This window comes from Nocardia sp. NPDC003963, from assembly GCF_053605105.1.
This window is the reverse complement of the sequence record NZ_JBSGIP010000001.1, coordinates 1,845,854-1,853,543: the sequence shown is the minus strand read 5'-3', so window position 1 is coordinate 1,853,543 and position 7,690 is coordinate 1,845,854. Positions and strand designations below refer to the sequence as shown.

The following is a 7,690-nucleotide window of genomic DNA, read 5'->3' as shown; positions in this document are numbered from 1 at the left end:
CACCCGTTACGCCAAGCGTGCCGCTTACTACCAGGCCGAACTCACCATCGCCGCGATCGTGCTCTGGTTGCGATGAATTACAGGACAGGCCCTAGCCGACGAGCTGACGCGTGTCACGCGGCCACTGCCGGTGCTCTGCGTCGATGACGTAGGGGTGGGTGTGCCGGTAGAGGCGGTCGCTGACACGGATCGCATCGACCAGGCGGACAGGGTCGATGGTGCCGACCTCGTGCAGGTGGGTGATCCGCTCGGGGTCGTGACGCGGCCAGGACCGCAGCGCGACTGTGGTTCCGACGGTGGCGAGCGCCACCAACACCACCCAGGTGGAGGTGAAACCGACTGCGCTGGTCAGCCATCCGGCGATCGGATAGGTGAGCAGCCAAGCCAGGTGCGACAGCGAGAACTGGGCAGCGAACAGTGCGGCGCGGTCGGCGGGCTGCGATGAGCGGCGCAGGATCTGCCCGGTGGGGGTGAGCACTGCGGCGGTGCCCGCGCCGATCACGGCCCACACCGCGATCGCGGCACCCCAGCGCCATTGTTCGCCGGTGGCGGTCGACAGTGCGACGGCCGAGCCGAGTCCGAAGATCAGCATTGCCGCGCCGGACAGCATTACCGGGCGAGGGCCGATTCGATCCAGGACCCGTGGCAGTGACAAGGCGCTTACCATCGTTCCGAAACCGTTGGCGGCCAACAACAGTGCAACGCCGGTTTGCGTTCCGCCGAGGGTGTCACGAACATAGTTGACGGTGTTGACCATGATCACCGAACCTGCTGCGGCGACGGCCAGGTTCAGGCCGAGCAGCCCGCGCAGCCGAGGAGTGGCGGCGAAGATCCGCATGCCGACCGAGATCCGTTCGCGGAAGCTACCCTGGGTGGTTCGGCCCGCGTCGGGGATTCGAGTCGAGATCACCAGTGCGGCCGAGACCACGAAGCCGATCGCGGTGCCGACGAACAGCCAGTGGAAGCTGATCAGGGTCAGCGCGGCCGCGGCCAGCATGGGGCTCAGCAGCGTTTCCATGGTCGCTGCGAGTTGAGCTGCCGACAGTGCGCGGGTGTAGTCCCGTTCGTCGGGCAGGATATCGGGGATCACTGCCTGGTAAGTCGGGGTGAAGGCGGCTGAGGCGGTCTGCAGGACGGCGATCAGTACGTAGATGTGCCAGATCTGGTCGATGAAGGGCAGTGCCAGTACGACGCCGCCACGAATCATATTGAGCGAGAAGAGGAAAAGTCGGCGGGGGAATCTGTCGGCGTAGGCGGCCACGATCGGGGCCACGGTGACGTAGACGGCCATCTTGATGGTCAGGGCGGTGCCGAGCACGGCTCCGGCATCGGCTCCGGCGAGCTCGTAGGCGAGCAGTCCGAGCGCGACCGTGGTCAGGCCGGTACCGAACAGGGCAGTCATCTGTGCGGTGAACAACCGCAGGTAGTCGCGGTCGGCGAACAGTGACGTGATCATCGGGGTCGTCCTTCTGTTTTCTGTGTCGGTGCGTGGCACCTGCTGAGCGCGGGCACCCGTCCGGACGTGCCGACTTCCCCGGGGAAGGCCACCGTGTCATCGAGTCGGAGTCGATGACACGGTGGTGGGGGCGTCAGTTCTGGACGAGTTCGTAGCCGAGGTTCTCGACGGTGTCCTGGATCAGCGCGTCGTCGATCGCGCTTGCGCCGATGACGGTCATCCGGCCCGTGGCGAGTTCGATATCGACACCGTCGATGCCGTCGAGCTTGCCGATCTCGTTCCTGACCTTGCCGACGCAGCTGCCACAGGATATGCCCGAAACGACGTAGGTGCTCGTGCCGTTGTTGGTGCTCATGACCGCTTTTCTCCTTGTGTTTCAGGGGGTTCCGAGAACGGACGATACGACAATTGCCGCGGATTGTCTACCCCTAGGGGGTATGGGTATGAGTCCCGTCGCTGCCGTCGAGGGGTATGCGTGGTGGTGGCATGACGAAGTTGAATCAGGTCGTCGTTGTCGGAGCATCGCCGGTGGGTCTGCGCGCGGTGCAGGCGCTACACGCTGCGGATTTCCCCGGTGGCATCACGTCGATCGGCGCGGAAACCACGCACCGATCAACCGGCCGCCCGTGTCGAAAAGCGTCCTGGACGGCGGCGACGACATCAACCCGCCCGGCGCGGAGCAGCCTCCACAAAGTGGCCTACACAGAATCCGAGCGTGCTGCGGCGGATGGTCAGCGGAGTTCGTCTTCCGCGGCGGCCAGTGCGGCGAACTCCTCGTCGGGGGAACCGGTGACCAGTCGCGACCGGCTGTAGAGGGCGAAATACAGCATGAACAGCACGAATACGACCAGACAGCCGAAGGCTGCCGTGGAATCGACCAGGAAGGTCGCGATTACCGACAGGACAGCGATCACCAGGGCGAAACCGGCGGTCAGGAGGCCGCCGGGCGTCCGGTAGGGCCTGACCATACCCGGTTCCCGGATCCGCAGCACGATATGGCTGACCATCATGAGTACGTAGCTCAGCGCGGCGCCGAATACAGCCATATTGAGCAGTGTCGCGCCGTTGCCGAAGATCGACAGCACGAAGCCGATGACGCCGGGCACGATCAACGCGAGCGTGGGAACCTTGCGCGCGTTGGTGATCGAGAGCCCACGTGGCAGATAGCCGGCGCGTGACAGCGCGAACAGCTGTCGTGAGTAGGCGAAGATGATGGAGAAGAAACTGGCGACCAGGCCGGCCAGGCCGATGTAGTTCACGACCGTTGCCGCCGTACCCGAGCCGAGCGCTTCGACGAGGGGATTGCCGGACGCCTGCATCGCCGCCGCGCCGCCGGCGCCCGGAACCAGGATCAGCACCACCGCTCCGGTCACGATGAGGACGGTCATCGCCGCGATGATGCCTCGCGGCACATTGCGCGCGGGATCCCGGGCTTCCTCCGCGGCGAGCGGGACCCCTTCCACGGCGAGGAAGAACCAGATGGCGAAGGGCAGCGCCGACCAGATCCCGAGGTAGCCGAACGGGAGGAACTCGCCGGCGCCCGCGGCATCGGGGTCGGGCGCGATATCGGTCAAGTTCGACCAGGAGAAGCTGCCGAGGCTCGCGAACGCGAAGATCACGAGACCGATGAGCGCGATGGCGGTGATGACGAACATCGCCTTCAGGGCCTCACCGACCCCGGCCAGGTGAACACCGACGAAGAGTGTGTAGACCGCGAGATAGACCCACCACCCATCGACGATGCCGAACAATCCGAGGGATTCGACGTAGGCGCCGATGAATGTGGCGATCGCGGCCGGCGCGATCGAATATTCGATCAGCACCGCCGTCCCCGTCGCGAACCCGCCCCACGGACCCAGGGCCCGGCGCGCGAACGTGTAGCCGCCACCCGCTGTCGGCAGGGCGGCCGACATCTCGGCCATACTCAGCACCATCGCGCTGTACATGGCCGCGATCACGACCGTGGCGACGGCCAGGCCGCCGAACCCGCCCTCCGCCAGGCCGAAATTCCATCCGGAATAGTCGCCGCTGACCACATAGCTGACGCCGAGCCCGGCCAGCAGCACCCAGCCCGCTGTTCCGGTACGCAGCGTCCGCTTGCCGAGGTATTCCTGGTCGATTCCGGGGTCGGACCGGCCGGGTTCGGTGACGCTCATTCGATACTCCCCGCAACGGTGCTGCCCGTCCGGATTTCATCTCCGCCGGGTCGACACAGGACATCTGGACAGCGTGAGAGTAATGATCCGATATTTCACAACACTTGCGGGTGTGTTTCGGTGGCGAGTATCCGGCGCGCCGATCACCGGTGAACTCGCCGTCGGTGCCTGAAGTTCCCCGCAGGCGCCCCACCGGCCCGCCGAGACGGCGAGAAGGCAAGGGCCGCCCGACCCGGCAGCCGCGACGGGTCGAGCCCTCGTCAGGAGTTCTCGATCTGCGCGACGTAGGCGGCGTAATCGTCGGCTTCCATCAGCAGATCAGTGGTGGCGTCATAACCGGTGACCTCCAGTTCGAACAGCCAGCCTTCGCCGTACGGGTCGTCGAGAACCAGGTCCGGGTTGTCGATGACCCTGCTGTTGAGGACTGTGATGCGACCGTCGACCGGCATGCAGAGCTCGAAACCCTCGTCGTTGTAGTCGTCGTCACCCTCATAGCCCCAGCCCAGATAGCCGAAGATGTCACCGCAGATGTGGGTGCTGTCGATCTCCGGCAGGCTCATCACCAGATTCGGTTTGCCGGCGGCCACTTCATTCACCACAGCGGTGAAGCCGACCTTCACCCGGTCGCCGGCCCGGTAGAGCCCGTCGCTGTCGTTCTCGCCGCAACCCTGTCCCCATACCTGCATTTGGGAGTACAGGCGGTCCCGGGGGTACTCAGCCATCTTCGTCCTTCTCGCTGATGTAACTTGCTCGTCAACTACATACGAAAGATAGCGCAGCCCTTCATATTTCGTGATCAATTGCCTTTCGGGCGCTCGGCCGACCGTCGACGTCGAGGTGACGATTCGACCCGCGGATCGCGCGGCCCATTCGGGTGTGGATCAGGAAGCCTCTGTGTGACTGTTGATCCGATGGGGTTCTTCCGTGACCGCGGTGCCGTGGCCTGATGTGGCAGCGATCCAGTCTCAGGCGAGGGGCGGGCTCGGTATTCGGGTGCGCGGACCGCGGGCATCTGGGATGTTTGCCAGATGCCTCACCATCGAGGTCTCGCTTCGGATCGGTGCCGTCCCGTCCCGTGTGTGCGCATAGTGCACTTGAACCGCGCGGTGTTCGAGGCGCTCGCCGAAGGTGATCGTGCAGCCGCGAACACGGCCAGCCCGGTCCCGCTGACGGTTCACTTCGCCGGACCGGACCGGCGACGGCTGTGGCAGATGCGTAGCGAACAGGTCCGGCGGGAACCGGCCGGCGCGGGGTGGGTCACTGGCGTCATCTGGGACGAACAAGAGCAACTGGCGGTGGGCAGGGCAGGCTTCCACGGGCTTCCCGACGGATCGGGGATGGTGGAAATCGGATACGCTGTCGACCCCGGGTACCGACGCCGCGGTTATGCGCGCGGCGCTGGAGTCTTTGTTGCGGCGCGCTGCTCGCGAGCCGAGGGTCGGAACCGTTCGGGTCAGCATCAGCCCCGACAACCTGGCGTCGTATCGGTTGGCATCGTAGTACGGCTTCGTCGAGGTAGGGCAGCAATGGGACGACGAGGACGGGCTCGAGATCATCTATGAGATCGCTGCGGATAGTTGGTAGGCCGCTGCGGTGCTCGCCCATGTCGGCCCGGCGGGCAGTTCGGCGGTTTCCTCATCGGGTTCGAGTGTCGGGCCAACGGTCGGCGCAGGTGATCGCGAACAGGTTGATCGCAGGGTTCCAGCACCTGGTCCAGCGTGCCCGACAGGCGCCGGTCGCATCGAGTGCGCGGGTCACCGACACGGCACCGATATCGGGCCGGCGAGATGGCCGAGGGCGGTCTGTAGCGCCGCGCCCGGCGATCGTCCTACGGTTTCCGCCCGCTGAACCGGCGGTGGTCGCGCGAGCGTTCACACGGTGCGCCTGTTCGCGGCCGGGCCGTACGTCAGGCGGCGCAGCAGAGTTTCGGCGAGGCCGGGGCTCGCCCGCCGTTCGAGCAGGACGGCGCCACCGAGGGTGACGAGCCATACCGCGACGGCGAAGGCGGCCATACCTGCGCTGCCGAGCGTGCCACCGAGTCCGAGACCCCATGCCGCCAGGATCGGTGCGCACAGCACCGACTGTGCCAGATAGCAGGTCAGCGAACGTCTGCCCACCGCGGTAACCGCCTGTGTACCCGGTCCGATCCGGCGGTCCGCCAAGCGGCCGCCGATCAGCCCGAACACCGCGACGTAACCGAGACCGCATGTGAGGCCGGTGGCCAACTGCGGTGCCGCGAACGACGCCATCGCCGGTCCCGCTCCGCTGATCACCCCGGCGTGGGCCAGGGCGTGTACGAGCCCGAACCCCCAGCCGATCCCGATCCCTCCGATCGCGGTTGCCCACAGCAGTTTCCGGTGTTCCTGTGGCCGTTCCAGAACCCGGCGGCGCGCGGCCCAGAGGCCCAGCAGGATCGATACGGGCACCACCATGCCGAAGATGCCCTGGATGAACGTCACTTGGAGGGGCCACATCGCCATCCGAGCCACCGCCGCGGCTCCGACACTCTCGGCCGAGACACTGGAGTACGCCGACTCCAGGAGCTCCGGCTCGAGACCGGGCGCGGTGCGCTCACCGGCCAGGACGGCCACGGCCTCGAGCGCCGACAGGCCCGCCACCAGAACAACGATCGCCGTGCCGATCCCGGCCCAGACCAGAAGTGTGCGGTCGGACCGGTGCATGAACAGCCAGACGAGGATCAGACCGGTGAGACCGTAAGCGCCGAGAATGTCGCCCCCCACAGGAGCAGGGCGTGCACCGAGCCGAAGACGATGAGCCACAGGTTGCGGCGTTGCACCACCCACCGGGTCTCCCTCTCGGAGAGCCCGTGTCGCTGCTGCTGCCGGGCGATCAGCACCAGGCCGTAGCCGAACAAGAACGCGAACATCGGATACACCCGCAGATCGACTGTGGTGATGAGTGCCCCCTGCACCACCGTGTCCAGCGCCGAACCGTCCACCGGATGAGCTCCGGAGGCCGAACGCTCCCGACCGAACAGATAGTAGGCCGAATTGGCCAGCACGATCAGCAGCAGCATGAACCCCCGGGCCAGATCAGGTCCGGGAATACGCTCGGTGTCGCCGCGCGGTGCGGAGTTGTGTGTAATTGCCTGATCCATTGCCATTGCTACTCCGGGAGCGGGATGAACTGGGTCGACGGGTGGCGGTGACCCCGTGTGCGAAAGATCGGTCGGCTCCGCGGCGTGGGTCTCGAGATCATGATCGGGGTAGGAGTACGAGCGGGCGATCATCGCGTCGATATTGCGGGTTGGAGTGTCGCACTCAGGTGACCGTCGAGCCAGGTGTGGATGTCGTCGAGCGCGGCCGGCGCCATCCGGGTCGGGCACTCTCGGTCTCGGGAATCGACGGTCGCCCGGCCGAGAGCCAGGCATCGAGCCGGGTGACGGCGCTGTCGCGTGGATTGTCGAGCGCGTTCGCCCCGACATCGAGGAGATACTGCTTCATCAGGCGAAGCGCACCGTGTTCCAGTGATATCAGGTGGTCGCGGAGTTCGGCGGTGCGCTCGTCGAGCCGGTCATCGGCTACCACGTGGCTGATGAGTTGTGCTCGTAGTGCCTCCCCGGCCGACAGGGAACGCCCGGTGAAGATCAGATCCGCGGCTGCCTTGTGGCCGACATAACGGGGTAGATATTCGGCGACGATCAACGGGGCCAGTCCGTGGAGCACTTCATCGAAGGCGAAGGTGGCGCTCTCCTCCGCGAGGGTCAGATCGGATTGCACGGCCAGGCCCGCTCCGAAGCCGAAGGCCCGGCCCCGGACAGCACAGATGCTGATCCCGGGGAACCCACGTAACGTGTCGTTGGCGGTGAGGATCATCCTGAGCGATTCGTCACGGCCCACACCCTCGACACGCTCATTCTGATCGCGGCCCATTGTGAAGTCGTGTCCGGCGGACCGGATGACCAGCAGGAGGGCGTTCTCGAGGGTCGCTGTCCGGAAAGCTTCGATGAGCAATCGCATCGCGCCCACGGTGATCAGGCCGGTCGGGCTGTCGATGACCACGTCCATGACTCCGCCGCGCAGTTCGGATCGGATCGGCCTGTGACGGTCCGGCATGA

Annotated in this window: 8 protein-coding genes; 1 reads left to right on the top strand and 7 read right to left on the bottom strand. The window is 66.0% G+C overall.

Annotation, left to right across the window (positions count from 1 at the left end; genetic code table 11):
- Positions 1–91 precede the first annotated feature (91 nt).
- The 4 genes from ACWEWT_RS08625 to ACWEWT_RS08610 form a co-directional block, all read right to left on the bottom strand.
- Positions 92–1,456 (bottom strand): MFS transporter, encoded by a 1,365-nt coding sequence (locus tag ACWEWT_RS08625; protein WP_452557603.1) that lies wholly within the window; start codon positions 1,454–1,456, stop codon positions 92–94.
- Between the two features lie 133 nt (positions 1,457–1,589).
- Positions 1,590–1,811 (bottom strand): heavy-metal-associated domain-containing protein, encoded by a 222-nt coding sequence (locus ACWEWT_RS08620; RefSeq protein ID WP_452557601.1) that lies wholly within the window; start codon positions 1,809–1,811, stop codon positions 1,590–1,592.
- Between the two features lie 376 nt (positions 1,812–2,187).
- On the bottom strand, positions 2,188–3,612 hold the full coding sequence (gene eat, locus ACWEWT_RS08615; RefSeq protein ID WP_452557599.1) for an ethanolamine permease: 1,425 nt from the start codon (positions 3,610–3,612) through the stop codon (positions 2,188–2,190).
- Positions 3,613–3,872: 260 nt separating this feature from the next.
- Complete coding sequence (locus ACWEWT_RS08610; RefSeq protein ID WP_452557597.1) at positions 3,873–4,334, bottom strand: hypothetical protein; 462 nt, start codon at positions 4,332–4,334, stop codon at positions 3,873–3,875.
- Positions 4,335–4,640: 306 nt separating this feature from the next.
- On the opposite strand from ACWEWT_RS08610, the gene ACWEWT_RS08605 reads away from it, so the two are divergent.
- Positions 4,641–5,174, top strand: coding sequence for a GNAT family N-acetyltransferase (locus ACWEWT_RS08605; RefSeq protein WP_452557595.1), 534 nt, complete (start codon positions 4,641–4,643; stop codon positions 5,172–5,174).
- A gap of 309 nt (positions 5,175–5,483) precedes the next feature.
- Here the strand turns inward: ACWEWT_RS08605 and ACWEWT_RS08600 are convergent, their stop codons facing one another.
- From ACWEWT_RS08600 to ACWEWT_RS08590, 3 genes are all read right to left on the bottom strand, one after another.
- Positions 5,484–6,353, bottom strand: coding sequence for a DUF418 domain-containing protein (locus ACWEWT_RS08600; protein WP_452557593.1), 870 nt, complete (start codon positions 6,351–6,353; stop codon positions 5,484–5,486).
- Positions 6,311–6,736, bottom strand: coding sequence for a DUF418 domain-containing protein (locus ACWEWT_RS08595; protein ID WP_452557591.1), 426 nt, complete (start codon positions 6,734–6,736; stop codon positions 6,311–6,313). The genes ACWEWT_RS08600 and ACWEWT_RS08595 overlap by 43 nt, the downstream gene beginning before the upstream one ends.
- 157 nt (positions 6,737–6,893) lie before the next feature.
- The gene (locus ACWEWT_RS08590; protein WP_452557589.1) at positions 6,894–7,688 is read right to left on the bottom strand and encodes an enoyl-CoA hydratase/isomerase family protein; all 795 of its coding nucleotides are present in this window, start codon (positions 7,686–7,688) and stop codon (positions 6,894–6,896) included.
- Positions 7,689–7,690: the final 2 nt, after the last annotated feature.